Source organism: Winslowiella toletana (assembly GCF_017875465.1).
Lineage (GTDB): Bacteria > Pseudomonadota > Gammaproteobacteria > Enterobacterales > Enterobacteriaceae > Erwinia > Erwinia toletana.
In genome coordinates this window covers 3,458,035-3,483,925 of the sequence record NZ_JAGGMQ010000001.1, presented here as the reverse complement: position 1 = coordinate 3,483,925, position 25,891 = coordinate 3,458,035, and the positions used below count along the sequence as shown (strand labels likewise).

General features: G+C 53.6%; 26 protein-coding genes and 1 tRNA gene. 11 read left to right on the top strand and 16 right to left on the bottom strand.

The window, feature by feature from the left end:
- The first annotated feature begins 186 nt into the window (after positions 1-186).
- Complete coding sequence (locus tag J2125_RS16140) at positions 187-507, top strand: hypothetical protein (protein ID WP_017800753.1); 321 nt, start codon at positions 187-189, stop codon at positions 505-507.
- Between the two features lie 23 nt (positions 508-530).
- On the opposite strand, the gene fos is transcribed toward J2125_RS16140, so the two are convergent.
- Together fos and J2125_RS16130 are read right to left on the bottom strand one after the other, a co-directional pair.
- Positions 531-944, bottom strand: a complete 414-nt coding sequence (gene fos, locus J2125_RS16135; RefSeq protein WP_017800752.1) for a fosfomycin resistance glutathione transferase — start codon at positions 942-944, stop codon at positions 531-533.
- Between the two features lie 25 nt (positions 945-969).
- Positions 970-1,275 (bottom strand): hypothetical protein, encoded by a 306-nt coding sequence (locus J2125_RS16130; RefSeq protein ID WP_017800751.1) that lies wholly within the window; start codon positions 1,273-1,275, stop codon positions 970-972.
- A 667-nt stretch (positions 1,276-1,942) separates the two neighbouring features.
- Here J2125_RS16130 and J2125_RS16125 point away from each other — a divergent pair.
- Both J2125_RS16125 and J2125_RS16120 read left to right on the top strand, forming a co-directional pair.
- The gene (locus J2125_RS16125) at positions 1,943-2,386 is read left to right on the top strand and encodes a hypothetical protein (protein ID WP_017800750.1); all 444 of its coding nucleotides are present in this window, start codon (positions 1,943-1,945) and stop codon (positions 2,384-2,386) included.
- Between the two features lie 21 nt (positions 2,387-2,407).
- Positions 2,408-3,298, top strand: a complete 891-nt coding sequence (locus J2125_RS16120; protein ID WP_198510895.1) for an oxidoreductase — start codon at positions 2,408-2,410, stop codon at positions 3,296-3,298.
- 60 nt (positions 3,299-3,358) lie between these two features.
- Here J2125_RS16120 and J2125_RS16115 read toward each other — a convergent pair.
- Positions 3,359-3,434: transfer RNA gene (locus J2125_RS16115), tRNA-Thr, on the bottom strand.
- A gap of 224 nt (positions 3,435-3,658) precedes the next feature.
- Here J2125_RS16115 and J2125_RS16110 point away from each other — a divergent pair.
- Entirely contained in the window at positions 3,659-4,333 is a 675-nt protein-coding gene (locus J2125_RS16110) for an SDR family oxidoreductase (protein WP_017800748.1), read from the top strand.
- A gap of 37 nt (positions 4,334-4,370) precedes the next feature.
- Here J2125_RS16110 and J2125_RS16105 read toward each other — a convergent pair whose 3' ends face one another.
- Genes J2125_RS16105 through proB form a run of 3 tightly spaced genes read right to left on the bottom strand, consistent with a single transcriptional unit; the run spans position 4,371 to position 7,390 of the window.
- Positions 4,371-4,997 (bottom strand): LysE family translocator, encoded by a 627-nt coding sequence (locus J2125_RS16105; protein WP_017800747.1) that lies wholly within the window; start codon positions 4,995-4,997, stop codon positions 4,371-4,373.
- 25 nt (positions 4,998-5,022) lie between these two features.
- Positions 5,023-6,276 carry a glutamate-5-semialdehyde dehydrogenase gene (proA, locus tag J2125_RS16100; protein ID WP_017800746.1) on the bottom strand — a complete coding sequence of 418 codons (1,254 nt, stop codon included), beginning with the start codon at positions 6,274-6,276 and terminating at the stop codon, positions 5,023-5,025.
- A gap of 10 nt (positions 6,277-6,286) precedes the next feature.
- Complete coding sequence (proB, locus tag J2125_RS16095; protein WP_017800745.1) at positions 6,287-7,390, bottom strand: glutamate 5-kinase; 1,104 nt, start codon at positions 7,388-7,390, stop codon at positions 6,287-6,289.
- Positions 7,391-7,635: 245 nt separating this feature from the next.
- On the opposite strand from proB, the gene J2125_RS16090 reads away from it, so the two are divergent.
- Positions 7,636-8,736, top strand: a complete 1,101-nt coding sequence (locus tag J2125_RS16090; RefSeq protein WP_017800744.1) for a porin OmpC — start codon at positions 7,636-7,638, stop codon at positions 8,734-8,736.
- Positions 8,737-8,853: 117 nt separating this feature from the next.
- Here the strand turns inward: J2125_RS16090 and crl are convergent, their stop codons facing one another.
- From crl to gpt, 3 genes are all read right to left on the bottom strand, one after another.
- Positions 8,854-9,255: a sigma factor-binding protein Crl gene (gene crl / locus J2125_RS16085; RefSeq protein WP_017800743.1), complete on the bottom strand. Its 402-nt coding sequence runs from the start codon at positions 9,253-9,255 to the stop codon at positions 8,854-8,856.
- 56 nt (positions 9,256-9,311) lie between these two features.
- A complete protein-coding gene (frsA, locus tag J2125_RS16080; protein WP_017800742.1) occupies positions 9,312-10,559 on the bottom strand; it encodes an esterase FrsA in 1,248 nt (415 codons plus the stop codon).
- A 121-nt stretch (positions 10,560-10,680) separates the two neighbouring features.
- On the bottom strand, positions 10,681-11,139 hold the full coding sequence (gene gpt / locus J2125_RS16075; RefSeq protein ID WP_017800741.1) for a xanthine phosphoribosyltransferase: 459 nt from the start codon (positions 11,137-11,139) through the stop codon (positions 10,681-10,683).
- 252 nt (positions 11,140-11,391) lie between these two features.
- On the opposite strand from gpt, the gene pepD reads away from it, so the two are divergent.
- Positions 11,392-12,849, top strand: a complete 1,458-nt coding sequence (gene pepD, locus J2125_RS16070) for a beta-Ala-His dipeptidase (protein WP_017800740.1) — start codon at positions 11,392-11,394, stop codon at positions 12,847-12,849.
- A gap of 127 nt (positions 12,850-12,976) precedes the next feature.
- On the opposite strand, the gene dinB is transcribed toward pepD, so the two are convergent.
- Entirely contained in the window at positions 12,977-14,032 is a 1,056-nt protein-coding gene (dinB, locus tag J2125_RS16065; RefSeq protein ID WP_017800739.1) for a DNA polymerase IV, read from the bottom strand.
- Between the two features lie 255 nt (positions 14,033-14,287).
- On the opposite strand from dinB, the gene dpaA reads away from it, so the two are divergent.
- On the top strand, positions 14,288-15,028 hold the full coding sequence (dpaA, locus tag J2125_RS16060) for a peptidoglycan meso-diaminopimelic acid protein amidase (RefSeq protein ID WP_017800738.1): 741 nt from the start codon (positions 14,288-14,290) through the stop codon (positions 15,026-15,028).
- Here dpaA and J2125_RS16055 read toward each other — a convergent pair.
- The gene (locus J2125_RS16055; RefSeq protein WP_017800737.1) at positions 14,999-15,766 is read right to left on the bottom strand and encodes a class II glutamine amidotransferase; all 768 of its coding nucleotides are present in this window, start codon (positions 15,764-15,766) and stop codon (positions 14,999-15,001) included. The genes dpaA and J2125_RS16055 overlap by 30 nt on opposite strands.
- A 51-nt stretch (positions 15,767-15,817) precedes the next feature.
- On the bottom strand, positions 15,818-16,396 hold the full coding sequence (lpcA, locus tag J2125_RS16050) for a D-sedoheptulose 7-phosphate isomerase (RefSeq protein WP_017800736.1): 579 nt from the start codon (positions 16,394-16,396) through the stop codon (positions 15,818-15,820).
- A gap of 226 nt (positions 16,397-16,622) precedes the next feature.
- On the opposite strand from lpcA, the gene fadE reads away from it, so the two are divergent.
- Positions 16,623-19,067 carry an acyl-CoA dehydrogenase FadE gene (gene fadE / locus J2125_RS16045; RefSeq protein ID WP_017800735.1) on the top strand — a complete coding sequence of 815 codons (2,445 nt, stop codon included), beginning with the start codon at positions 16,623-16,625 and terminating at the stop codon, positions 19,065-19,067.
- 74 nt (positions 19,068-19,141) lie between these two features.
- On the opposite strand, the gene mtnK is transcribed toward fadE, so the two are convergent.
- Positions 19,142-20,341: an S-methyl-5-thioribose kinase gene (mtnK, locus tag J2125_RS16040; protein ID WP_017800734.1), complete on the bottom strand. Its 1,200-nt coding sequence runs from the start codon at positions 20,339-20,341 to the stop codon at positions 19,142-19,144.
- 123 nt (positions 20,342-20,464) lie between these two features.
- Between mtnK and mtnA the strand changes: the two genes are divergently transcribed.
- Positions 20,465-21,487, top strand: coding sequence for an S-methyl-5-thioribose-1-phosphate isomerase (gene mtnA / locus J2125_RS16035; RefSeq protein ID WP_026111646.1), 1,023 nt, complete (start codon positions 20,465-20,467; stop codon positions 21,485-21,487).
- A 53-nt stretch (positions 21,488-21,540) separates the two neighbouring features.
- Here the strand turns inward: mtnA and J2125_RS16030 are convergent, their stop codons facing one another.
- From J2125_RS16030 to J2125_RS16020, 3 genes are read right to left on the bottom strand one after another with little or no spacing between them, the layout of a single operon-like run.
- The gene (locus J2125_RS16030; protein WP_017800732.1) at positions 21,541-22,083 is read right to left on the bottom strand and encodes a 1,2-dihydroxy-3-keto-5-methylthiopentene dioxygenase; all 543 of its coding nucleotides are present in this window, start codon (positions 22,081-22,083) and stop codon (positions 21,541-21,543) included.
- Entirely contained in the window at positions 22,080-22,769 is a 690-nt protein-coding gene (mtnC, locus tag J2125_RS16025) for an acireductone synthase (RefSeq protein WP_017800731.1), read from the bottom strand. The genes J2125_RS16030 and mtnC overlap by 4 nt, the downstream gene beginning before the upstream one ends.
- The gene (locus J2125_RS16020) at positions 22,766-23,380 is read right to left on the bottom strand and encodes a methylthioribulose 1-phosphate dehydratase (RefSeq protein WP_017800730.1); all 615 of its coding nucleotides are present in this window, start codon (positions 23,378-23,380) and stop codon (positions 22,766-22,768) included. Before J2125_RS16020 ends, mtnC begins: the two co-directional genes overlap by 4 nt.
- A gap of 141 nt (positions 23,381-23,521) precedes the next feature.
- Between J2125_RS16020 and J2125_RS16015 the strand changes: the two genes are divergently transcribed.
- Positions 23,522-24,682: a pyridoxal phosphate-dependent aminotransferase gene (locus tag J2125_RS16015; protein WP_017800729.1), complete on the top strand. Its 1,161-nt coding sequence runs from the start codon at positions 23,522-23,524 to the stop codon at positions 24,680-24,682.
- Positions 24,670-25,437, top strand: coding sequence for an amidohydrolase (locus J2125_RS16010; RefSeq protein ID WP_017800728.1), 768 nt, complete (start codon positions 24,670-24,672; stop codon positions 25,435-25,437). Before J2125_RS16015 ends, J2125_RS16010 begins: the two co-directional genes overlap by 13 nt.
- Positions 25,438-25,891 lie beyond the last annotated feature (454 nt).

Here is a 25,891-nt window from a genome sequence, read left to right as displayed (position 1 = left end):
TGACAGGGATGGTTCGCGTACCAGGTATGCGGGGGTGAATACAGTTTTCAGTCAAATATAGGTTTTTATCCTCCCCCCTGGAGAATAAAATCATCGTTACTTAAAGCATTAAAATAACGTGATAACAACTTATATCACCAGGTTTTAGCCAGTAATTACATTGCCTTTCAGAAAAAGATAAATTAAATGATTTTTGACCCTGACTCTCCCTTAACTTTCTGGAGTGCGCTCAACGTTGCAGTTGGCGCCCTGGGCATTATCGCATTAGGTGCCTGGACAATTTACTTTAACCTTCAGGGACAGATATCGGAGGTGAGATCGGAAGTCTCCACGCTCAGGGCAGACACCAGAGAAGATTTCCACCGCCTTAACGACAAAATTGATGCCATGGGTGCCAGGCTTGATGCAAAAATTGATGCCATCAGTAGCAAAACTGATGAGAAACTCGATAAACTTACCGCAATGATCATTGATATGCGCGTTGAGCAAGCGAAGAAAGAGTCGTAATAACCGCACAACAACAGTGCAGACTAACTAAACACCATGCCCGCATAAGGCTGCTGACGACAGGCCGCCAGGCGCTCCGGCAAACCACCGACATGGACTTCCAGTTTATGGCCGTCCGGGTCGAGGAAGTAACAGGACTCCCCTTCACTTTTGTTGCGTTTCCATATGCTGATCTTTGCCTGCTCAAGACCCAGCACAAACTGCTGAAAATCCTGTCGATCAATTGTGAAGGCGTAATGAGTATAGTCGCTCTCTTCAGCATTCAACGGACGACGAAGCGGATCAACCGACAAACACAGCCAGAGATCGCCACAGGTGAGATAAGCGCCGTTATCCCAGTATGCATGTAACTGCAAGCCCAGCAGATGATGATAAAAGTCCAGGCTCTGTGATAAGTCTGAAACCGCGAGGGTAAGATGGTTTAGATTTTTTAACATGCACTCCTCCAGTGAAAGCCTGATTTTACTCCATCGACGTTTTACTTACCGAATAGCTTTCAACCCTGCCATTATCCAGTTTGATGGTCAGCGTTTTGCCGGAGGTGGTGTTCATCGCTCTGGCCTGACTCCAGTTCCAGACCAGAATCGTGTTGCCTTCCGGGTAAGGCGTATCGGTGGCTGGCTGGCCGAACAGGGCAATAAGATCAGATTTTGTCGACTGCCCTTTACGAATTTGACTTAATTTTGCATCGTCAAAGTCCTGGCCCACGGAAGAGACGCATCCTGTAAGCAGCAGTAAAATCATTAAGACGGGTAACAGTGATTTCATTATTAACACCACGATGGTTTTAGGCCATCGTAGCATTGTCGGGGCATCAGGCAAGGGGGATGGTCTGATTATCGGGCAGCGTCCTGCACTGCCCGCGTGGCGTCAGCTTTATCGGCCCGAACACGTCGCGCATTCCGGTATCATCATTTGATAATGATAAAGTCACACTGCTCAGCATAACCTCATCGCTGGTTATGCTGAGATTAATGATGCAACTGCAGGGAGAAAATCGCTGTATGTTATCACGGCAGCCATCTCACCGGATTATACAGTAATTACAAGTTTAACTTTTAATTTTGTAATTTACGCAGAGCCTGTACCTGACGCCACAGGATAAATATATATTCTGGTAATTACTCTTATTGAAATTAATTATCGCGCGCAAAACACCCATCACGCCATTGATTAATATAAACATAAAAAATAACAACACCAGGCACGCCGAAGAACTCAGTTAATCGAGAGGGTAAAAAAAACAAGCAAAAACCATTATCTGTTTATTTTTTGGAAAGACCACCCAATAAAAATCCTGTTGCATTTCAAAAAAAGACAGAATAATCTTCACCAGTTCGATTTAATAAATTGCTATTTAACCCACGCCTTAACAATATAATTATATCAAATGAAACAAATAACAAGCTCGCTAAAAATAGAGGAGAAAAATAAAATGAACTTTAATCCTAACTCCCCTTTGAATTTCTGGAGTGCGCTTAACGTCGCCATTGGCGCTCTTGGGGTTGCCACCTTAGGCGCCTGGACAATTTATGTTAATCTCCAGGGCCAGATATCGGAGGTAAGAACGGAAGTCTCCACGCTCAGGGCGGACACCAGAGAAGATTTTCACCGCGTTAATGACAAAATCGATATATTGGGCGCCAGGGTTGATGCGAAATTTGATGCCATGATTGCCAGGCAGGATGCCATGGGTGCCAGACTTGATGCGAAAATTGATGCTATGGGTGCCAGATTCGATGCAAAACTTGATGCAATGGGTGCCAGATTCGATGCAAAACTTGATGCCATCAGTAGTAAAACCGATGAGAAACTCGATAAACTGACTGCCATGATCAGTGATATGCGCATTGAGCAAGCAAAGCGAGAAGCGCAATAACGGCACAGGAGGATTATGACGATGTCTGAAAATCCAACAATCGCTCTGGTCGGTCCGGGAGCCATCGGCACCACCATCGCGGCGGCGTTGCATGAGGTCGGACGCACGCCGACAATTTGCGGTCGCACGGCGCATCCACAGCTGGAGCTGCGCTTCGACGGTGGCCAGATCGTGGTGCCAGGGCCAGTGCAGACTGATCCGGTCGCCATAAAAACCCCCTTTGACCTGGTTTTCGTCGCGGTAAAATCAACGCAGGTGGAGGCGATGGCGCCGTGGCTTGCAGCGTTGTGCGATGCAGAGAGCGTGGTCTGCGTACTGCAAAACGGTGTTGAGCAACAAACACTCTTTGCCCGTTACCTGTCCGGCAACACGGTGTTGCCTTCAGTGGTGTGGTTTCCCGCTCAACGTGAAGCAAATGCTTCGGTGTGGCTACGCGACAAGCCACGCCTCACCTTGCCAGACACGCCAGCAACCGGTGTGGTGCTTGCGGCTTTGCACGGTACACGATGCTCAGTCGAAGTAGCTGCAGATTTCACCTCCGTCGCATGGCGCAAACTTTTGCAGAATGCGGTCGCTGGCTTAATGGTACTGGCTGGTCGCCGTGCGGGCATGTTTTCCCGCAGCGATATCACCAGCCTGTCGCTGGCTTATCTGCGGGAATGCCTTGCGGTGGCGCGTGCAGCGGGGGCAATACTGGGCGACGAAGTGCCACAACAGATCGTTGATGGATTTCATGGTTATCCGCCCGATTTAGGCACCTCAATCCTTGCTGACCGGCAAGCCGGTCGCCCGCTGGAATGGGATATCCGTAACGGGGTGGTGCAGCGATATGGTCAGGCTCATGGCATCCCAACACCGATCAGCGATCTGGTGGTGCCACTTTTGGCCGCCGCCAGCGATGGACCCGGCTGAAATTGTAGCCGCAGCATAGGATTGCTGTTGACCATGCTGGCGCTGTCTTAGTGTTGAAGATGGTGCCGATACCAGGAGTCGAACCCGGGACCTTTTCATTACGAATGAACTGCTCTACCTGCTGAGCTATACCGGCTTTAAAGCAGAAATGTCGCGAGCTAATACGTTAGAAAAAACGCTTTTCCGAGTCAAGCCCTGCACAGCTAACTGCGTAAACCACCACCATTAATTAATAGTTAACCCTGTCGATCCAGTGCAATAAATTCATATTTCTCGCGATCCGCATCTTACATATTTATCCTGTTCCGCTATGCTTAACTTCTGTAAGCCTTTGTTCCTCAATAACTAACAGGAGTTTGCGTGGAAAACAGTAAACATGCCCTTATTATCGGAGCTTCACGTGGTATTGGTTTAGGGCTGGCAAATACGCTGGCCGAACGCGGATGGCAGGTTAGCGCCACCACCCGTAACGCAATTCCTGAATCTCACCCGACCATCGACTGGCTGACGCTGGATATTAATGACGCCGGGCAGCGCAGCGCCCTGCAGGAACCACTCAGCACCAGCCAGTTTGAGGTGATTTTTATTAATGCAGGCGTATTTGGCCCTGATCATCAGGATATTATGCAGGCCAGCGATGCTGAACTTCTTGCCCTGTTTACCACCAATGCTTTCTCCCCGGTGCGCTGTGCTGCAGAACTGCTGCCCCTGCTGACGCCAAAAACCGGCATTCTGGCCCTGATGTCATCGCAACTGGCCAGTCTGAATGAAAATAACGACGCAACTTATCCGCTGTATGCCGCCAGTAAAGCGGCGCTGAATATGCTGTCACGCGAACTTACCCAGTCTACCGCGCCGCACGGACAAACGTTGCTCTGCGTGCATCCAGGCTGGGTGCAAACCGATATGGGGGGCAGTGAAGCAACCCTGACGGTTGCAGAAAGCGCCAGTGGTATTGCCGATCAGCTGGAAAAATGGCCCGGCAAAGGTGGCCATCACTATATCGATTATACCGGCAATGCGCTGGCCTGGTAATATCGGCTAAGCTGCGTGGGTGATGGATGAATTCGGCTTACTTCCGCACATCCATCACCATGCGCACCGCCAGCCCGGCCAATACCGTAGCCATTAACCAGCGCTGAACACGTTGCCATAACGGGCGACCGGAGAGGAATTGCGCAACAGAGCCTGCGGTAAAGATAATCGCACCATTTACCAGCATACTGATAACTATCTGACTGAAACCCAGCGTCAGGGATTGCGCCAGCACATTGCCCTGAGACGGATCAATAAATTGCGGTAACAGAGAGAGATAGAGCACTGCCGCTTTGGGATTAAGCAGGTTGGTAATCAGCCCCATGGTAAACAGTTTGCGTGGGCTGTCAGGTTTTAGCGTACGTAGCTGAAAAGGCGAGGCGCCATTGCGCAACGATTGCCAGGCCAGCCACAGCAGATAGAGCGCGCCAGCAATGCGTAATGCGTCATAAGCAAAAGGCACCGCCATCACCAGCGCGGTAATGCCGAGGGCGGCGCAGAACATATAGAAAATAAACCCCAGCGCCACACCAGCCAGCGAAATCAGACCGGCTTTATGCCCCTGGCAGATGGAGCGCGACACCAGATAAATCATATTTGGCCCGGGCGTCAGCACCAGGCCAAGGGCGATAGCAGCAAAAGGTAACCATTGAGAAAGCGTCAAATTTCTTCTCCTGCCAGTGCCCGCGTTATCCGCGGATTGTATCGTCGCCGTAAGCGATCCATTTGTAGGTGGTTAACGCTTCCAGCCCCATCGGGCCGCGCGCATGCAGTTTCTGCGTGCTCACCGCCACTTCAGCGCCTAAACCAAACTCGCCGCCGTCGGTAAAACGGGTGCTGGCATTGACGTAAACCGCGGATGAATCGACCTGTTTAACAAAACGGTCGGCATGCTGGATAGTGCGGGTCAGAATCGCGTCGGAGTGCTGGGTGCCATGTTCGCGAATATGCGCGATGGCCTCATCCATATCCGCTACCACTTTGACATTCAGATCCAGCGACAACCATTCGTCGTTGTAATCCGCCTCTTTCACCGCCACCACCTCTGCGCCACCCGTCTGCAACACAGGCAGCGATTGTGCGTCAGCGTGCAGTTTGATGCCTTCCTGCGCCATACGGCTGCTTAGCGCTGGCAGGAAAGTGGCGACAAGCGCCTGATGCACCAGCAGGGTTTCCACCGAGTTACAGGCGCCTGGACGCTGTTTCTTGGCGTTAACAATCACTTTCAGCGCCGCATCCTGTTCAATCGACTGGTCAACATAGATATGGCAAACGCCGATCCCGCCGGTAATCACCGGAATCGTCGACTGTTCACGACAAAGCTTATGCAATCCGGCACCGCCGCGTGGGATCAGCATATCGACATAGCGATCCAGCTTCAGCAGCTGATTCACCAGTTCACGATCCGGGCTTTCGATCGCCTGCACCGCGCCAGCCGGCAGGCCATGCTGTTGCAGCGCGCGCTGAATCACTCGTACGGTGGCGCCATTGGTGCGATACGTCTCTTTGCCGCCGCGCAGAATCACCGCATTGCCGGTCTTCAGGCATAGCGAGGCAACATCCACCGTCACATTGGGACGCGCTTCATAAATCACCCCCACCACGCCCAGCGGCACGCGGCGGCGTTCAATACGCAGCCCGCTATCCAGCTGGCCGCCATCAATCAGTAAACCTACCGGATCGGCCAGGCGACAAACCTGGCGCACATCATCGGCGATGCCCTTGAGACGCGCGGGGTTAAGCATCAGGCGATCAAGCAGCGCGGCGCTCATACCATTCTGCCGTGCGTCGGCCAGATCCCGTTCGTTGGCCGCCAGGATCTCCGCGCTCTGCGCTTCAAGGCTGTCGGCGATAGTCAGCAGAACCTGATTTTTCTGCGCGGTGGTTAACACCGAAAGCTGGTAAGAGGCGGCTTTCGCGGCTTTACCCATTTCCTCAAGCATCGAAAACTCCTTAACTGACAATCATATCGTCGCGGTGAACGGCTACCGGACCATATTCATAACCGAGAATTTCACTGATTTTCTGACTGTGATGTCCGGCGATCATGCGCATCGCATCACTGTTATAACGCGAAACGCCATGCGCCACATCGCGTCCTTGCAGGCTGCGGATACGGATCACTTCGCCACGGGAGAAGTTGCCATCAACCTGACGGATACCTTTCGGCAACAGCGAACTGCCGCGCTCCAGCATCGCTGACAGCGCACCATCATCAATCACGATTTCACCGGCAGGCGGCGCGCCAAAGATCCAGCGTTTACGATTTTCCAGTGGCGTTTGCAACGCATGAAAACGGGTGCCGACCGGCTGACCGGCGATCACATCGCCAATCACCCCTGCACGGCTACCGGCGGCAATAATCACATCGATGCCGGCACGACAGGCGACATCAGCGGCCTGTAGTTTAGTCGCCATACCGCCGGTGCCAAGGCCCGACACGCTGTCACCGGCGATAGTCCGCAGCGCATCATCAATGCCGTGTACATCGCTAATCAGCTCTGCCGCCGGGTTATTGCGCGGATCGGCAGTGAACAGCCCCGGCTGGTCAGTTAACAGCAGCAGTTTATCAGCACCCGCCAGCATCGCCGCCAGCGCCGAGAGATTATCGTTATCGCCGACTTTAATTTCCGCCGTCGCCACCGCATCGTTTTCGTTAATCACCGGCACGATATGGTTGTCGAGCAGCGCGCGTAAGGTGTCACGCGCATTCAGAAAACGCTCACGATCTTCAAGATCGGCACGGGTCAGCAGCATCTGGCCAATATGGATGCCGTAGATGGAGAACAGCTGTTCCCATAACTGAATTAAACGGCTCTGCCCCACCGCAGCCAGCAGCTGCTTTGAGGCGATGGTGGGCGGCAGTTCGGGGTAACCAAGATGTTCCCGTCCGGCGGCCATCGCCCCCGACGTCACGATAACGATACGATGTCCGGCCGCATGCTGCTGTGCGCACTGACGAACCAGTTCAACGATATGTGCCCGATTTAACCGACGTGATCCGCCGGTAAGGACGCTGGTACCTAATTTAACCACCAGGGTCTGACTGCCGCTCATTATTTCCTGCCGTTGGTAAAAAAAGTCTGCAAACAGCCATTTAATCAGGTGTGACCGGTTAAGCCAACAGCCAGCGGCGGAAAAGCACAAAATAGCGCGGACAATGGCGTAGACCAAAAGTTCGCAATTAACAAGAAATCAGAAAAAATGTCATAAAACTTTCATCCTGTCAGGGTAAAACGTTCCTGCGTTAACAAGAGCCTACAAGGCAAAATGTTATTTTACTTATTCGGGAAGTCTATTAAATGAAGAAGAGCGCTCTGGCAATTTTGACGGCCGCACTGGCCCTGACCACCTCAGCACACGCAGCGGAAATTTATAACAAAGATGGCAACAAGCTGGATTTCTACGGCAAAGTTAAAGCCATGCACTACCTGAGTGACAGCGCCAGCAACGATGGCGATAAGTCATATGTGCGTATCGGCTTTAAGGGCCAGACCCAGATTAATGACCTGCTGACCGGTTACGGCCAGTGGGAATACCATATGCCTGCCAGTAACGCAGAAAGCGATGGCACTACCGGCACCAAAACCCGTTTAGGTTTTGCCGGTCTGAAAGCAGGCGATTACGGCTCATTTGATTACGGTCGTAACTATGGCCTGATCTATGACGTTGAAGCGTTCACCGATATGATGCCTGAGTTCGGCGGCACAGGTTATACCGGCGCAGATATCTATATGCTGTCCCGTACCAATGGTGTAGCGACTTACCGTAACAACAACTTCTTTGGTCTGGTTGATGGCCTGAAGCTCGGCCTGCAGTATCAGGGCAAAAATGAGAGCACCACGCGCCAGGGCTCCACCGCTAACGGCGACGGTATGGCGGCATCACTCGCCTATACCCTGATGGATAGCCTGACCATTAACGGTGCGGTGTCTTCTTCTAACCGCGTGCTGAACCAGAAAACCTCAACTTACGGCGGTGGCGATAAAGCTGAAGCCTGGGCGACCGGTCTGAAATATGACAACAACGGTGTTTATCTGGCCGCGACCTATGCTGAAACACGTAATATGAACCCGATCAGCGGCACCGCGCAGATTAATGGCGCCGATCTGGCGGTTAGCGGTTACGCTAACAAAATGCAGAATATTGAGTTAGTGGCTCAGTATCAGTTCGATTTCGGTTTACGTCCGTCACTGGCTTACGTGCAGACTAAAGCGAAAGATATCGAAAACGGCGTTGGCGATGCTGACTACGTTAAATTTGCTGACGTTGGCGCGACTTACTACTTCAACAAAAACATGTCCGCGTTTGTTGATTACAAAATCAACCTGCTGAACGACGATAACAAACTGGCGAAAAACACCGACGATATCGTTGCTGTCGGTATGACTTACCAGTTCTAAGCTGTCTCCCCGCATCCTGCCACGGATGCGGTTGTCTTACCCTCGTTATGTGTCTGTAAAAAAAGGCCGTTCACAGTGTGAGCGGCCTTTCCTGTTTATTTAGCAATCACTGTCTTATCAGGCAGTCAGTTTTACCGGCTGATCGTTAAAGTGTTCCGCAGGCACTAATCCCAGCTCCATGCCCACGAGTAATTCTTTCAGACGCTCATGGAAATTACGCAGGGTCTCTTCCAGTTTCTGATTGTTCTCTTTACCCTTGATTGCTGTTGGCTTCCAGTTGCCCTCTTTATCAAACAGGCCAAAATGGTACTCATAGGTAAAGCGATCGGACTCTGCTTCCAGCTCCATCCACCAGCCCCAGAACTCACGCTCTTCGGGTGCAGGTTTGACATTGACGCAAACTGCCAGGCAGTCAAAGAAAAAGCGATCGTTGTCGCATTTGTTCTCGCGGATATAGGGACCCAGAGCAGCGAAACGTTTCATTAACCGGCTTTTCGGGTGTCCACTCGGTAACGTCATGATTAAACCTCCTGTGATGTTGCCTCATTTGTAGCAAACTGCTGAATAATAGCAACTCATCTCTGCAACTGCCTGGCGAGCCAGTCACAAATTTTTTGTAACGCGTCGTCGAAATTCTGCAACACCGGCGAGAATGTAATCGGCAGCAGTTTGCCGTCGGCGGACGAGTTGACGATTAAGCGTGAATCCTCTTCCGGGCTAAACGGATCGTTATCCCAGTAACCGGACAGCATTGGCGTTGGCGTACGGCGTCCCAGCAGCCCCTGCATTTTTAACGAATAGCGATTCAGTTCGGTACGCAGCGCGCTGTCGCTGGCATTCGCCATGCCCATGCGGCTGGCGAGCATATCCATATACATATCCGGCACCGCGTTTTGCCGCTGGATATCGGTCAGCAGGCTATGCACCACCGGTCCCAGACAGGCCACCGCACGCAGACGCGGCGCTTCCAGGTACGCCAGACGCACCGCAATATTAGCGCCAAAACGGTAACCAAAAGCGGCGACACGAGTATGGTCAACCCACGCCACTGACTCCAGCTGGCGCAATACCTGCTGATGCAGCAAGCTGGTGTCCTGGCTAAGTTTGCATTTCGCCGAGAATCCTACCGATGGCATATCAATGGTCAGCATGGCAATGCCACGCGGCGCAAGGTAGTCATGGAAAAAGCGGTAATAGTCGGTTTGCAACGTGTCGAGGCCGCCACACATAATGACCGTCGGATAAGGCGCCGCCACCTGCTTTGGCATATGCAGAAAGCCGGAGATAACGCCAACGTCAGCAATGGTGAACGCCAGCTCTTTCAGCTCACCGGCCAGTCGCGGCGCGGCCTCTTCGTAAGCCCGGTTCGCCAGCAGCTGCGCCTGATCCGCCAGTTCATCGCCTTTAATATGTGGATAACTGGCAATGCTGTAGAGGTTGGCGGCATGCAGCCAGTTCTCACCGGCGGTAAGGTCGTCAGTGGCTTCCATCGCCTGTTGCTGCCACATCCCCGCCTGTTTCGACCACTCATAAATCCAGTTGCCGCCGCGATAGCCAATCACCGTATCAAGATGTTTTTCGTTGGTACGCCCGGCATCGCTGACCGCAATCCGCGCCAGCACTTCGCTAATTTCCAGCAATGGTAAACCACGCCATGCCCACATCAGGCGGTTAATCATGCGATACCAGCCTGCGTGATGTTCGCCATCCAGTGTCGATTGCACACTTTGCGTCGAGTAATGACGGCGTTTCACCAGAGAAGACGTTTCGGGATGCTTAAAGCGGGGCTTGAACAGCTCTTCACTGAGATTTTTGGGAGTCATTATGAAGCTTTCCTTCCTGCGCAGCCTGACGGAAAGACAGTTTAACCTGGTGACGGGCAGAAACAACAACGCCCGGCAAAAGCGGGCGTTGTATTAATGTGGATCAAAGATGGCGGGTGAATCAGCCTTTCACAATTGGCGGGACATACACCACGCCCATATCCCACGGCTGCTCAATCCAGGTATCCTGCGGGATATCGACCACATAATCGTCGACCAGCGGACGACCTGCCGGTTTGGCAAAAATCGTCACAAAGCGCGCTTTTGGATACATATCGCGGATCGCCTGCGCGGTACCACCGGTATCCACCAGGTCATCAATCACGATAAAGCCTTCGCCATCGCCTTCTGCGCGCTTCAGCACGGTCATTTCGCGCTGATTATCGTGGTCATAGCTGGAGATACATACGGTATCAACATAACGGATGCACAGTTCACGTGCCAGTAATGAAGCCGGAACCAGACCACCGCGGCTGACCGCGATAATGCCTTTCCATTGTTCCACAGGCAGCAGGCGCTGAGCCAGTTTACGGGCATGGATCTGTAACATGTCCCAGGTGACGACGTATTTTTCGCTCATAAAGGAATCCCGGCCAACAATATTGGCTTAAAAGTATGCAATGGGAAAAGGTTGCGCGAGATTATAAGGATCTGAAGCGCTAAAAACCAGCACCTGTGTGCCTGGTTGCGGCTTTTTAGCGCTGCTGGTTGCGCAAGGTGCGCTAAACGGTGGTATTCTCAGGCTTATCACGTCAGATTCGCTGACGGCGATCTTTTACTGGAAACTTTGCGACGCACCGGACATACCGGTTGCCGAAACAGGAGACTTATCGTGTCTGAATTGTCTCAACTATCACCACAGCCGCTGTGGGATATTTTTGCCAAAATCTGCTCTATTCCGCATCCCTCTTATCATGAAGAAGCGCTGGCTGAACATATTCTGTCCTGGGCCAAAGAGAAAGGCTTCTGGGTTGATCGCGATAAAGTGGGCAATATTCTGATCCGCAAACCGGCGACGCCGGGAATGGAAAACCGCAAACCGGTTGCGCTACAGGCGCACCTGGATATGGTGCCGCAGAAAAATAACGACACGGTACACGACTTTACTAAAGATCCGATTCAGCCATGGGTTGATGGCGAGTGGGTAAAAGCACGCGGCACCACGCTGGGCGCGGATAACGGTATCGGTATGGCGTCAGCGCTGGCGGTGCTGGCCGACGACAGCCTTGAGCATGGTCCGCTGGAAGTGCTGCTGACCATGACCGAAGAGTCTGGTATGGATGGCGCTTTTGGTCTGCAGGCTGGCTGGTTGCAGGCGGATATCCTGATCAACACCGACTCAGAAGAGGAAGGTGAAGTCTATATGGGTTGCGCGGGCGGTATCGACTTTATTACCACCCTGCCGGTTGAGCGTGAAGCGGTTCCGGCCGGTTTCACCACTCTGAAGCTGACGATTAAGGGCCTGAAAGGCGGTCACTCCGGTTGCGATATTCATGTCGGTCTGGGTAACGCCAACAAGCTGCTGGCGCGCTTCCTTGCCGCGCAGGCAAAAACGCTGGATATTCGCCTGGTTGATTTCACCGGCGGCACCCTGCGCAATGCGATTCCGCGCGAAGCGGTCGCGACGCTGGCGGTCGCCACCGACAAAGTGGATGCGCTGAAAGCTGCCGCCACCGGTTATCTGGCGACACTGCAGAATGAAGTCAGCCCGAAAGATAAAAACGTCAATGTGCTGGTTGAGCCGCTGGCCAGTGAAGCCAGCGCGCTGACCGCTAACAGCCGTGACCGCTTTATCGCCCTGCTGAACAGCACGCCAAACGGCGTAATCCGTAACTCCGACGTGATGAAAGGCGTGGTGGAAACCTCACTGAACGTCGGCGTGGTATCGATTAAAGACCATGAAGCGGAGATTATCTGCCTGATCCGCTCGCTGATCGACAGCGGTAAAGATTACGTGGTGGAAATGCTGACTTCGCTTGGCGAACTGGCTGGCGCGAAAACCGCACCGAAAGGTGGTTACCCGGGCTGGCAGCCTGATGCCTCTTCACCGGTAATGGCGCTGGTGCGTGAAACCTATGAGAAGCTGTTTAACCGCACGCCGAACATTCAGGTGATTCACGCCGGTCTGGAGTGTGGTCTGTTTAAGAAACCATATCCACAGATGGATATGGTTTCTATCGGCCCAACCATCACCGGTCCGCACTCACCGGATGAGCAGGTACATATCGAAAGCGTTGGCCTGTACTGGAAACTGCTGACGGAACTGCTGCGGGTCATTCCTGCGAAATAATTCGATTACGGGCGGCGAGAACGCCGCCCCTACATCAGAGCAGCGTAGGGGCTACGTTTTCGCCGCCCGTATTGATGATTTGCACCTGGTGCAATGGCGGCGTTTTCGCCGCCCATATTATTTCCAATTACCAGCCCAATAATAACTGCCGTTCCAGCTGTGGATTCAGTAACGATACATGTAATCCCACCAGCCGCACACCCCGTCCCCCGCGTCGCTCATCCCAGGTCTTCTTAGCCATGCTGATTAAATCGTCTTTATTCAGAACCGGCCAGACATGCTCCTGCGTGGTCAGCTGGAAATCATTAAACTTCAGCTTTACGCCCTGCCGCGCAATATGTCGATCCGGCTTAATGGCGGTTAAACGCCGCTCCAGCTCCTCATACAGATAATCGAGGATCTTCAGGCACTCTTCCCAGCTATGAATATCCTCAGAGAGCGTACGTTCGACGCCCAGCGATTTACGCTCGCGTTCGGTAATCACCTCCCGCTCGTCAATGCCATTACTGCGTTCCCATAGCACGCGACCAAATTTGCCAAAGCGTCGCAGCAGCATCGCCAGATCGGTTTTTTGTACATCGGCACAGGTAAACAGTCCCAGCTCTTCCAGCTTCTTTGCCGTCACTTTGCCAACGCCGGGGATTTTTTTCAGTTGCAGCGTCTGTAAAAAGGCCGGTAGTTGTTCCGGGGTGATCACAAACTGGCCGTTGGGCTTATTCAGATCGGAGGCTATTTTGGCAACAAATTTAATCGGCGCAATGCCAGCGGAGGCGGTGAGATTCAGCTCATCGGCAATACTCTGACGAATTTCGCGCGCCATTAAGGTCGCCGAACCATGGCAGTGTTCGCTGTCGGTCACATCCAGATAAGCTTCATCGAGGGATAGTGGTTCAATTAATGAGGTGTAGCGCGAGAAGATTTCGCGAATATGGCTGGAAGCGGTTTTATAGGCTTCAAAACGCCCGGGGATCACTTTCAGATGCGGGCAGAGTTTCAGCGCCATGGCGGTCGACATCGCACTGTGGACACCATATTTACGCGCCGGATAGTTCGCAGTGCTGATCACGCCACGCTGCTTCTGGCTGCCGCCAATCGCTATCGGGATATCACGCAAACGGGGATCGTCGCGCATTTCGACTGCAGCATAAAAACAGTCCATATCGACGTGTATAATCTTACGCATATCCCCTCCGGCATTACTGGATAAGTATACAGTTAAAATCAGACAATTCAAGTGCGCCGCTCAGCCGGAAAATCCATGCTATTCCCTGTCGCCAAGGGATAAGTCCAGTGTTTATGAGGAATAATCTTGGCCAGCATCTTGATAAAAAAACAGACAATGTTAATGTTGCGCTGCGATAGCGGAATTTTCCGATAATGCAGTTACCAGACGCTCACCACGTCGCACTTTAAAACCCTCTATTTCAAGGGAATCAGAATGGGCAAAATCGCACTGCTGTTTGCGATGATTTTTCTGCCAGCCTTAAGTCAGGCCAGCACCCCGGAACCCGTTCAGCCACTGGCTCCGGTAAGTAAAGAATTAAAGAAACAATTAATTGGCACCCCGGTCTATCTTCAGATTTTTAAAGAAGAGCGCACGCTGGAACTGTATGGAAAAATAGGCAACGAATATCGTCTGCTGGACAGCTATCGCATCTGCAACTTCTCCGGCGGACTCGGTCCGAAACAGCGTCAGGGCGACTTTAAAAGTCCGGAAGGCTTTTACACCGTGACGCAGCGTCAGTTAAAACCCGACAGCCGTTTCTATCGCGCGATTAATATTGGCTTTCCCAATGAGTATGATCGCCAGCAGGGTTACGACGGTAAATATCTGATGATTCATGGCAATTGTGTGTCAGTGGGCTGCTATGCCATGACCAATGCCTATATGGATGAGATTTTTACTTATGTAAATGCCGCGCTGCGCAATGGCCAGTCAGAGGTGAGCGTCAGTATTTATCCATTCCGGATGACGGAAAGCAATATGCAGCGCCATCGTAACTCTTACTACGCCAACTTCTGGAAGCAATTACAGCCGGGATATGCGTGGTTTGTGCAGCATCGACAACCGCCAACGGTTAGCGTCAATGCCGGAAAATATGTGCTGAACAGCAGTCCGGTAATCGACAACCATTCAGCGCCATCAGGATCATTCCTCGCGCTCACCAAGACAGAATAGCACCCACTCACCGGGTTCTATTTTGTGCCAGGTTTCATTACCGGTTAGCGGCTGAGTCGCAATCACCGTGACCACGTCATTTGGCGTGGTCTGCTTCTGAAAATCTATCTCCACATCCTGATCGAGCAATTTGGCTTTGCCAAAGGGCGCACGCCGCGTGATCCAGAACAAATTGGTGGAGCAAAAGGCCATCAGATAGCGACCATCCGACAGCAGCATATTAAACACGCCCTTCTCGCGCAGTTCAGTCGCCAGTTCCGCAATATAGCGAAATACCGCTGGCCAGTTGCCTGGGGTACGCGGATAGCGGGTGGTCAGTTTATGCAGCAACCAGCAAAACGCCTTCTCACTGTCGGTTTCACCCACCGGGCGAAACTGGCCGGTTTCGAGCTGGCGATAGCCTTTGAGCTGGCCGTTATGCGCATAGGTCCAGTTACGACCCCAGACTTCACGGGTAAATGGATGGGTATTTTCCAGCGATACTTCACCGCGGTTGGCCTGACGGATATGCGCCACCACCGAGTGTGATTTAATCGGGTAATCCTGCACCAGACGCGCGATTGGCGAGTTAAAGCTCGGCTGCGGATCTTTAAATGTGCGACACCCTTTGCCTTCATAAAAGGTAATGCCCCAGCCATCTTTATGTGGCCCGGTTCCACCGCCTCGCTGCACCAGGCCGGTAAAGCTAAAGCAGATATCCGTTGGGACGTTAGCGCTCATCCCGAGCAGTTCGCACATAGTGATGACCTCAAAATCAATAATTCCCCCGCGCACGGGGGAAGACGCTAATTATTTAGCCATCTCTTTTTCAATCAGCAGAATCAGGATATGAATCACTTTAATATGAATTTCCTGAATACGGTCGGCAAAACCGAAGTGCGGCACGCGAATTTCGACGTCGGCCGAACCATCCATTTTACCGCCATCTTTGCCGGTCAGGGTGATCACTTTCATTCCCTGCGCCCGCGCTGCTTCAATCGCTTTGATCACATTAGCAGAGTTGCCGGAAGTCGAGATCCCCAGCAACACATCGCCTGAGCGCCCGACCGCCTCAATATAGCGCGAGAAGATAAAGTCATAACCGAAGTCATTACTGACACAGGAGATATGGCTGACATCAGAGATCGCAATCGCCGGGTAGCCTGGGCGGTTTTCCCGATAGCGACCGGTCAGCTCTTCAGCAAAATGCATCGCGTCACAATGTGAACCGCCATTACCGCAGGAGAGAACTTTACCACCAGCTTTAAACGAATCCGCCAGCAGTACCGCAGCGCGTTGAATAGCATGGATATTGGCATCATCGCTCAGGAATTTATTAAGCGTGTCGGCGGCTTCATTTAACTCTGAACGAATTATGTCCTGGTACATAGGGATGTCCTTAGGGGGAAAGAAATTCTGCACAAGTTTACCGGAATGGGGGTAAGGCGAAAAGCGCCCTGCAACACAAGCTGCGGCTTTGACTTTTGGTGCTGCAGGATTGTGAGCCAGGTTGTAATTATAATGTAAACACATTGCTAACAAACTATATCTGCTCTAAACCTGTGGTAACGATCTGAACAGGTCAGACCTCTTACTACTTACGGAGCGGTTCATTATGATGGTTCTCAGTATTATCGCGACGATTGTGCTGACTGGCGCACTCTTCTATCACCGCGTAAATCTGCTGCTCGCCAGCCTGTTGCTGCTGATCTGGACGGCCGCGATGGCGATGCTGTCGCTGTGGACGCCATGGCTGCTGATTCCGCTGGCGATTATTCTGCTGCCATTTAATTTCCTGCCGATGCGGCGGGCAATGTTCTCCAAATCGCTGCTGCACACTTTTCAGAAAGTGATGCCGCCGATGTCGCGTACTGAAAAAGAGGCGATCGATGCTGGCACCACCTGGTGGGAAGGCGAGCTGTTTCGCGGTAATCCTGACTGGCAGAAACTGCATAACTACCCACAACCGCGCCTGACGGAAGCGGAACAGACCTTTCTTGATGGTCCGGTAGCCGAAGCCTGCCGCATGGCCAACGACTTTCAGATCACCCATGAAATGGCCGATCTGCCGCCGGAACTGTGGGCGTATCTGAAAGAGCACCGCTTCTTTGCGATGATCATTAAAAAAGAGTACGGCGGCCTCGAATTTTCCGCTTATGCGCAGGCCAAAGTGCTGCAGAAACTGGCCGGGGTTTCAGGAATTCTGGCGATTACCGTCGGTGTGCCCAACTCTCTCGGCCCGGGTGAACTGCTGCAACATTACGGCACCGAAGAGCAGAAAGATCACTATCTGCCACGCCTGGCGCGCGGTCAGGAGATCCCCTGCTTTGCGCTGACCAGCCCGGAAGCGGGTTCTGATGCCGGGGCGATTCCGGATACCGGCGTGGTCTGCATGGGCGACTGGCAGGGTCAGCAGGTGCTTGGCATGCGTCTGACATGGAACAAACGCTATATCACACTCGCTCCTGTCGCTACCGTGCTGGGGCTGGCGTTTAAACTCTCCGATCCGCAGCATCTGCTGGGTGAAAGCGACGAGCTGGGTATTACCTGTGCGCTGATCCCCACCAGCACCGCTGGCGTCGAAATTGGCCGTCGTCATTTTCCGCTGAATGTACCGTTCCAGAACGGTCCGACGCGCGGCGAGAATATCTTTGTGCCGATTGATTATATTATTGGCGGGCCGAAAATGGCCGGTCAGGGCTGGCGGATGCTGGTGGAATGTCTGTCGGTAGGACGCGGGATTACGCTACCATCGAACTCCACCGGCAGCGTGAAAAGTATCGCGCTGGCCATTGGCGCTTACGCCCATATCCGCCGTCAGTTCAAACTGCCGATCGGCAAAATGGAAGGGATTGAAGAGCCGCTGGCGCGCATTGCCGGCAATGCCTATGTAATGGATGCCGCAGCGGCGCTGATTACTTACGGCATTGTGCTGGGTGAGAAACCGGCAGTGCTGTCAGCGATTGTTAAGTATCACTGTACCCATCGCGGCCAGCGCGCCATCGTTGATGCGATGGATATTGCCGGTGGTAAAGGCATTATGCTCGGCAACAGTAACTTCCTCGCCCGTGCTTATCAGGGGGCGCCGATTGCGATTACCGTGGAAGGCGCCAATATCCTGACGCGCAGCATGATTATTTTTGGTCAGGGGGCAATCCGCTGCCATCCTTATGTGCTGGATGAGATGGCCGCAGCACAGAGCGGCGATGTCAACGTCTTTGATAAGGCGCTGTTCAGCCATATTGGCCATGTCGGCAGCAATAAGATGCGCAGCCTGTGGCTGGGACTGACCGCCGGTCGCACCAGTAAAACACCAACCCGTGACGCAACCCGTCGTTATTATCAGCATCTGAACCGCATCAGCGCCAACCTCGCGTTGCTGTCAGATATTTCGATGTCAGTGCTGGGCGGCAGTCTGAAACGCCGTGAGCGTATCTCTGCGCGTCTTGGCGATGTGCTGAGTCAGCTTTATCTGGCTTCCGCAGCGCTGAAACGTTATGAAGATGAGGGACGCAATGAAGCGGACCTGCCGCTGGTGCACTGGGGCGTACAGGATGCGCTGCATCAGGCTGAACTGGCGATGGACGATCTGCTGCGTAACTTCCCGAATCGGCTGGTTGCTGGCCTGCTGCGGGTGGTGATCTTCCCGACCGGCCGCCACTGCCATGCGCCATCCGATCAGCTGGATCATCAACTGGCGCGCATTCTGCAGCTGCCTTCCGCTACCCGTACCCGTCTGGGACGCGGTCAGTATCTGACGCCAGGCGAACATAATCCGGCCGGTCAGCTGGAAGAAGCGCTACAGGATGTGATGGCGGCGGAAGTGATTCACGATCGTCTGTGTAAACAGCTGAAGAAGAGCCTGTCCTTTACCCGTCTGGATAAACTGGCGACACGCGGTTTGCAGGAGGGATGGATTGATCAGCAGGAAGCCGACGTGCTGACGCGGGCGGAAGCCAGTCGTCTGCGTTCAATTAACGTTGATGATTTTGCTGCTGATGAACTGGCGACCCGGCCGGTAAAAGCGCAGCAACCTGCCAGAAAGATTGAGGCGGCGTAACGACCAGACGGGAGCCGAAAACGGCTCCCCTACGGGTTTGTAGGGGCGGCGTTTTCGCCGCCCCTGTCAGTCACTTAACCGTTCTGACGGATCCGCGCAATCAGCGCATCGATATCCTGCACATGTGGCGCGGCGAGAATCAGCGTGCGGCCTAAACTGATCGCATGGCGCAGACACTCATCACGCATCGGCTCGCTGGCGATTTTCTTGATATCCGCCACCTGTGAAATCCCTACGGTACGACGAATCAGTTCAGTACCGCAGAAACCGATAGTATCCTGCAACACGCGCTGCAAGAATGCTTCGGCATAGCCCGGATACGCCAGCGCCTGATCGCGGGTTTTCTCCGCCGCCAGCGCGAGGAAACGTTCTGCAAAGCCCAGCCAGACTTCACGCACATCGGTTAAACGCTGTTCACGTCCGTCCGCCGCTTCACGCGCAGCCAGCAGGCCCGGCAGTGCGCAGTAGTTAATCAGCAGGTTGCCAATCGCGGTGCCGACATCAAAACCGATCGGGCCATAGAAACCAAACTCGGCATCAATCGCTTTCAGGCTGCTGTCGGTGACAAAGATCGAACCGCTATGAATATCACCGTGCAGCAGTGCTTCAGCGTGCGCCAGGAAGTGATGTTTCAGGCCAGCGACGGCAATTCTCAGCTCATGATCATCACGCAGCTCAGCGACAAAGCTCTCCAGCGTTGCCGGATAAGCATTGCGCTCATGGATCTGGTAAGGCTCATTAAAGAACAGATCCTCGGTCATTTCACACAGCTCGGGATTGGTGAAACGAATGACATCCGCTTTTTTCGCATGCGGATGCTGGAAGAAATCAGAAGTATGGAACAGTGTCTGCGCCAGATATTCACCCAGCTGCGCCGCCGCCTGCGGGAAATAGCTGCCTTTCACCAGCTCACCGCGCCAGATGGCGTGATCGGAGAGATCTTCCATCACCATCACCGCTAAGTCAGCATCGAAATGCAGAATTTTAACCGTGTGTTGTGGACAGAAACTGCCATGCACCTGCAACGTTTCCGCTTCCAGACGCGCGCGATCAAGGGTTAATGGCCAGGATTCGCCGACGCAGCGTACATAAGGCAGCGCCTGCTTAACAATAATCCGGCTGCGACCCGCCTGGTCGAAAATTTTGAATACCAGGTTAAGGTTACCATCGCCAATTTCCTGTGCGTCCACCAGTGAAGAGGGATCGTCCAGTCCACCAAATTGTCGGGCATAATCGACCGCATCTGCGGCAGTGAACGTACGGTATTGCGACATTGCCTTGTTCCCCATTGAAACTTTTCTGCGTTATATGATAAGAATAAGCCGTTCAGACGTCTATACATCCGCACTGCATGTTGGCACAATATGCAGCATTAACGCAACATGGATTTAAACCACATGCAGACACTCAGCACTACCAGCTTACAGGTCCGTGAAAATCAGCTTTGGATCCTCGACCAGCAGGCACTTCCGCAGGAAAAAATCTGGCGCCCTGTTCCCGACGTCGCCACGCTGGTCGGCCATATCCAGGCGCTGCGTGTGCGCGGTGCGCCGCTGATTGGTCTCTCCGCCAGTCTGCTGCTGGCGTTGCTGGCGGAAAATGGCATGGCGAAAACCGAACTGACCCTCGCACTGGACGTGTTGCGGGCATCACGGCCAACAGCAGTCAACCTGATGAACAACCTTGACCGCATGAAACTGGCGCTGGCGCAGGAGAATTTCGCCGGCGCGCTGAATATTGAGGCACTGCGCCTGGTGGCAGAGGATAAAGCGCTGTGCGACAGCATTGCCGCAGCCGGTAGTGTGCTGGTAAAAGCAGGCAGCCGCCTGCTGACCCACTGCAATACCGGCGGTTTAGCCACCGCAGGCGTCGGCACCGCGCTGGGGGTAATTGCCCGGGCGCATCAACAGGGCAACGTCGCCAACGTCTGGGTAGATGAAACCCGTCCGCTGTTGCAGGGGGGCCGCCTGACCGCCTGGGAACTGGGTGAACTGGGCGTGCCGTATAAACTGATTTGTGACTCAATGGCCGCCAGCCTGATGGCGCAGCAGCAGGTAGACGCAATCTGGGTTGGCGCAGACCGTATCGCCGCTAATGGCGACGTGGCGAATAAAATCGGCACCTACAGCCTGGCGGTACTGGCCAGCTATCACGGCATCCCGTTCTATGTTGCCGCGCCGCATACCACCCTCGACAGCGGCTGTCCGGATGGCGCAGCGATTCCGATTGAGCAGCGCGATGCGCGTGAAGTGACCGGGGTTGCCGGTAGTTTTGGTCAGGTACAGTGGGCGCCGCAGGATGCCAGCGTGTATAACCCGGCGTTTGATGTCACTCCTGCCGCACTGATTAGCGGCTGGGTGCTGGATACCGGTGTGGTAACACCTGCACAGGTGGCGGAAGGGATTTTTCAGCCACGTTAAGGCTGCATCGGCTGTCGCAGGCCCTCCCCCGTAAATGGGGGAGGGCGAGGATACTAAGGCAGACGCGGGTAAGCATCGGCGATCGTGTCGCCGGTAAAGTTAGCGATCCAGCCTTCCTGATTATCAAAGATACGGATGGCGGTGAAGTGCGGTGACGATCCCATATCAAACCAGTGCGGCGTGCCGGCCGGTACTGAGATCAAATCGTTCTTCTCACACAGGATCTGATAGATCTTGCCATCAAGATGCAGACAGAACAGCCCGGCGCCTTCAACAAAGAAACGCACTTCATCTTCGCCATGGGTATGCTCAGAGAGAAACTTGGTGCGCAGCACCTCTTTCTGCGGGTTATCGGCACGCATGCTGATTACATCCCAGCTCTGATAGCCCTTCTCCGCCACCAGACGATCGATGGCATGCTGATAAGCTTTGATCACGGTTTCCGCTGCCGGATTGTCACCCAGGTCGCGATCGGCTTCCCAGCGCTCAAAGCGGACATCTTTGGCATTCAGCTGCTGACGGATCTCTTCCGCGTCAGTGCTGTGCCAGATCGGTGTTGTCGCTTCGGTATCGGTAAAAATAGTCAATGCACTCATAAGGAAAACAGCTCCAGGTTAATCTGATCAAAACGGTTTACCTGACGATGGACGCTGACTGCATCCGCCTCGTCGCGAATTAACTGCACGGTGTGCCAGCCCGCCTGCTGCGCGGCATCCAGTTCCTGATGAATATCGGATAAGAACAGCAGTTCACTGGCTGGCAGAGCAATCTGACTGGCGATAGTGCGATACGAATCGACTTCGCGCTTGGCGCCGACATGGGTATCGAAATAGCCACTGAATAGCGGAGTGATATCACCTTCCTCGCTGTAGCCAAATAATAATTTCTGCGCAGCTACTGAGCCAGATGAATAAACGTACAGCGAAACGCCCTGCGCCTGCCACTGCTTTAACGCGGGCAGCACATCCGGATAAAGATGACCTTTAAAATTACCGTTCAGATAGCCGTCACGCCAGATCATCCCCTGTAGCGCTTTCAGCGCCGTGGATTTGCGGTCCTGATCCATAAAAGCGAATAAGGTGGTGACCAGCTGGTCGACAGTGGCGTCCGGCCGGGCAATCTCGGCGCGCAGATCGTCAAGCGTGGCGCTGACTGCTGCCTGCTGCTGATGCTCAGCCAGCCAGGCCGCGAGATGCTGACGGGCATAAGGAAACAGCACGTTATGGACAAAGCGAATATCGCTGGTGGTGCCTTCAATATCGGTAACAATCGCACGAATCATTTGGCCTCCAGCAGGCGTCGTTGCATTTCACACAGAAACAGAAACTCCAGCCCTTCAAGGTGGCGCTTAGCCTCATTAACATCTTTGCCCCAGCAGGTTAAGCCGTGGCCGCGCAGCAGGAAACCGTAACGCAACGGCGTCTGTTGAGCGAACTGCGCAATCCGCTGCGACAGCGCGTCAATATCCTGGTCATTATCAAACAGCGCAATCGACACGCTGTCGAGGTGCGACTGCTGTCCGGCGAGGGTTTTCTGCATTTCATAACCCTGCAACACCAGCGCAGCGCCTTTTTCCACGCGCGACAACACCGTTGAGTTGACCGTATGGGTATGCAGCACCGCGCCCGCCTGCGGGAACAAGCGATAGATTAAGGTATGCAGCCCGGTTTCCGCCGAGGGCGTACGCCCGGATGGCGCGCGGTTGCTGGCAATCTCAACCTGAATAAAATCATCGCGCGTCAGGCTGCCTTTATCTTTACCCGATTCGCTGAGCAGGCAGTAACTGTCGTCCTGGCGAACCGACATATTCCCGCCGGTCGCCGGCGCCCAGCCTTTTGCGCCAATCCAGTGGCAGGCCGCCACCAGCTGGTCCAATTGCGGTAAAACCGTCATACCTTTCCTTATTTTTCAGGTGTTTGCAGCGCTACTGTTTTTCGACTTTAGACGTCTAAGCGTCTTGATTGCCAAATATTACCATCGGGGCTATAGTGGCAGCAACACACCGCACAGACAATAGCGCTACAGGTAATCCACATGAGTCAAACACCCCTGATTCCCGAGAGCAAACTTCCGGCGCTCGGCACCACTATTTTTTCGCAAATGAGCGCACTGGCACAGCAGTATCAGGCGATCAATCTGTCGCAGGGCTTTCCTGATTTTGACGGCCCGGGCTATCTGCAGGAGCGTCTGGCATATCACGTCAGCCAGGGCGCTAACCAGTATGCGCCGATGACTGGCGTGCAGCCCTTACGTGAAGCGATCGCGGCGAAAACCGCCGAGCTGTATAGCTACCGGCCTGACATCGACAGCGATATCACCGTCACCGCTGGCGCGACCGAAGCGCTGTATGCAGCGATTACCGCGCTGGTGCGTCCGGGCGATGAAGTGATCTGTTTTGATCCCAGCTATGACAGCTATGCTCCGGCGGTGACGCTTGCTGGTGGCGTGATGAAGCGTATCGCCTTGCAACCGCCGGGCTTTAAAGTGGACTGGCAGCAGTTTGCCACCCTGCTGTCGCCACGCACCCGACTGGTGATCCTCAATACACCGCACAATCCTTCCGCCAGCGTCTGGCAGAAAAGTGATTTTGCTGCGTTGTGGCAGGCTATCGCTGAGCAGGAAATCTATGTGCTGAGCGATGAAGTGTATGAACATATCTGTTTTGCCGCCGAAGGCCATGCCAGTGTGCTGGCGCACCCGCAGCTGCGCGAACGGGCGATTGCCGTATCGTCATTTGGTAAAACCTTCCATATGACCGGCTGGAAAGTGGGTTATTGCGTGGCGCCTGCGGCATTGAGTGCGGAAATTCGCAAAGTGCATCAGTATCTGACCTTTTCGGTCAATACTCCGGCGCAGCTGGCGCTGGCGGATATGCTGCGCGATCAGCCGGATCACTATCGCGAACTGCCAGACTTTTATCGCGCGCGTCGTGACCGTTTTGTGCAGGCGCTGGCGAAGAGCCGGCTGGAAGTGTTGCCTTGTGAAGGCACCTATTTCCTGCTGGCGGACTACAGTGCGATCTCTGATCTTGACGACGTCAGCTTCTGCCAGTGGCTGACCAAAGAAGTTGGCGTGGCGGCGATCCCGCTGTCGGTGTTCTGCGCTGATCCTTTCCCTCATAAACTGATCCGCCTGTGCTTCGCCAAACAGGAAGCCACGCTGGATGCTGCTGCGGAGCGCCTGTGTCAACTTTAAAACTGACGGTACTGCAACAACCGCTGGTGTGGATGGATGGTGAAGCCAACCTGCGCCACTTTGACACCCTGCTGGCAGAGATTAACGGCAGTGATTTGATCGTGTTGCCGGAGATGTTTACCACCGGCTTTGCGATGGAAGCAGCGCAAAGTTCGCTGCCACAGGCGCAGGTCATAGAATGGCTGCAGGCTCATGCCAAAGCGACCAATGCGCTGGTAGGCGGCAGCGCGGCGATTCAGACTGATAAAGGGGCGGTAAACCGTTTCCTGCTGGTCGAGCCGGGCGGCAAGCTGCACAGTTATGATAAGCGTCATCTGTTCCGCATGGGCGATGAGCATCATCACTATCTGGCGGGTGAGCGTCGGGAGATTATTGAGTGGCGCGGCTGGCGCATTCTGCCGCAGATCTGTTATGACCTGCGCTTCCCGGTGTTTTCACGAAATCAGAACGACTACGATCTGGCGCTGTATGTGGCCAACTGGCCAGCAGCGCGTGCGCTGCACTGGCAGTCGTTACTGCTGGCGCGCGCCATTGAGAACCAGGCGTATGTTGCCGGTTGCAATCGTGTTGGCAGTGATGGCAATCAGCATCAGTACAGCGGTGACAGCCGGATTATCAGCCCGCAGGGTGAGATTCTGGCGGCCGGGGAACCCCACCAGCCCGCACGTCTTGATGCGGAGTTATCGCTGGAAAATTTGCGAGAATATCGCGAGAAATTCCCTGCCTGGCGCGATGCCGACACCTTCAGCCTGTAACCTGTAAGAAGTTGCCTGCAGGGAGTGAGCTCTCTGCAGGCAATTTATGGTTATTTATGCGGCTATAATCAGTTTGATCGCGCAATACTTTGCGCGCTTCCTGCTGCCCTGCAAAGGATCTGTCTGTGTCGCCGGTACAGCATAAACATCACCGGCATTAATTATTATAATTGCCTGATGCTTCTGGGTATTTCCCTGATGCTGACCCAGTATCTTTGGATGTCGGGCAATTATGCCAATAAATTCACATAGATCAATGCCAACGTCTGCCGCTATTAGCGTTAAGTCTCATAAGTCAGAATAAAAATAATCGCCTTGTTTTTTCAGCAAAAACAGAAAATGACCGCCCAAAAAAGCAGTAATAACACAAGATAACGGGGGGAAATAAAGAGGATTCTGCCATCAGAAGGCGTAATTAAATAAGAATTAATTAGCACTTTTTTTAAAACGAGCC

Coding starts and splice junctions, on each gene's coding strand:
- J2125_RS16140 (WP_017800753.1), top strand. CDS start 187: ATGATTTTTGACCCTGACTCTCCCTTAACTTTCTGGAGTGCGCTCAAC.
- fos (WP_017800752.1), bottom strand. CDS start 944: ATGTTAAAAAATCTAAACCATCTTACCCTCGCGGTTTCAGACTTATCA.
- J2125_RS16130 (WP_017800751.1), bottom strand. CDS start 1,275: ATGAAATCACTGTTACCCGTCTTAATGATTTTACTGCTGCTTACAGGA.
- J2125_RS16125 (WP_017800750.1), top strand. CDS start 1,943: ATGAACTTTAATCCTAACTCCCCTTTGAATTTCTGGAGTGCGCTTAAC.
- J2125_RS16120 (WP_198510895.1), top strand. CDS start 2,408: ATGTCTGAAAATCCAACAATCGCTCTGGTCGGTCCGGGAGCCATCGGC.
- proA (WP_017800746.1), bottom strand. CDS start 6,276: ATGCTTGAGGAAATGGGTAAAGCCGCGAAAGCCGCCTCTTACCAGCTT.
- proB (WP_017800745.1), bottom strand. CDS start 7,390: ATGAGCGGCAGTCAGACCCTGGTGGTTAAATTAGGTACCAGCGTCCTT.
- J2125_RS16090 (WP_017800744.1), top strand. CDS start 7,636: ATGAAGAAGAGCGCTCTGGCAATTTTGACGGCCGCACTGGCCCTGACC.
- crl (WP_017800743.1), bottom strand. CDS start 9,255: ATGACGTTACCGAGTGGACACCCGAAAAGCCGGTTAATGAAACGTTTC.
- frsA (WP_017800742.1), bottom strand. CDS start 10,559: ATGACTCCCAAAAATCTCAGTGAAGAGCTGTTCAAGCCCCGCTTTAAG.
- gpt (WP_017800741.1), bottom strand. CDS start 11,139: ATGAGCGAAAAATACGTCGTCACCTGGGACATGTTACAGATCCATGCC.
- dinB (WP_017800739.1), bottom strand. CDS start 14,032: ATGCGTAAGATTATACACGTCGATATGGACTGTTTTTATGCTGCAGTC.
- dpaA (WP_017800738.1), top strand. CDS start 14,288: ATGGGCAAAATCGCACTGCTGTTTGCGATGATTTTTCTGCCAGCCTTA.
- J2125_RS16055 (WP_017800737.1), bottom strand. CDS start 15,766: ATGTGCGAACTGCTCGGGATGAGCGCTAACGTCCCAACGGATATCTGC.
- lpcA (WP_017800736.1), bottom strand. CDS start 16,396: ATGTACCAGGACATAATTCGTTCAGAGTTAAATGAAGCCGCCGACACG.
- fadE (WP_017800735.1), top strand. CDS start 16,623: ATGATGGTTCTCAGTATTATCGCGACGATTGTGCTGACTGGCGCACTC.
- mtnK (WP_017800734.1), bottom strand. CDS start 20,341: ATGTCGCAATACCGTACGTTCACTGCCGCAGATGCGGTCGATTATGCC.
- mtnA (WP_026111646.1), top strand. CDS start 20,465: ATGCAGACACTCAGCACTACCAGCTTACAGGTCCGTGAAAATCAGCTT.
- J2125_RS16030 (WP_017800732.1), bottom strand. CDS start 22,083: ATGAGTGCATTGACTATTTTTACCGATACCGAAGCGACAACACCGATC.
- mtnC (WP_017800731.1), bottom strand. CDS start 22,769: ATGATTCGTGCGATTGTTACCGATATTGAAGGCACCACCAGCGATATT.
- J2125_RS16020 (WP_017800730.1), bottom strand. CDS start 23,380: ATGACGGTTTTACCGCAATTGGACCAGCTGGTGGCGGCCTGCCACTGG.
- J2125_RS16015 (WP_017800729.1), top strand. CDS start 23,522: ATGAGTCAAACACCCCTGATTCCCGAGAGCAAACTTCCGGCGCTCGGC.